Origin of the sequence: Achromobacter sp. GbtcB20 (assembly GCF_019091095.1) — a bacterium.
GTDB classification, from domain to species: Bacteria; Pseudomonadota; Gammaproteobacteria; order Burkholderiales; family Burkholderiaceae_B; genus Achromobacter; species Achromobacter mucicolens.
The window spans coordinates 1-237 of the sequence record NZ_JAGXJZ010000884.1; the positions used below are offsets into that span (position 1 = coordinate 1).

At 58.2% G+C, this 237-nt stretch carries 1 pseudogene; it reads left to right on the top strand.

The annotated features are described in order from the left end of the window. A pseudogene (locus KVT32_RS31505) lies at positions 1-237 on the top strand (hypothetical protein); the annotation flags it as partial.

Consider the following 237-nt stretch of genomic DNA (forward strand, 5'->3'; position numbering starts at 1 on the left):
CTGGATGACAGCAAGGACGTGATGATGGGTTCGACCACTCCGCAAAACGATCTATTCGGAGCAGCTCCTGCAGCCCGATCCAAGTCCGTGGACACCAGGCCAAGTAAGCCGAAGCCCGTAAAGCCGGCTAAAGCTGTGCCGGCATCGCTGGCCGTCATTCCTCCAAAGGCGAAGACCAAGGAACCTACCAAGCGCGATCTGAAGCTAGTCGAGGCATCGGCAGAGATTGCCAGTGCC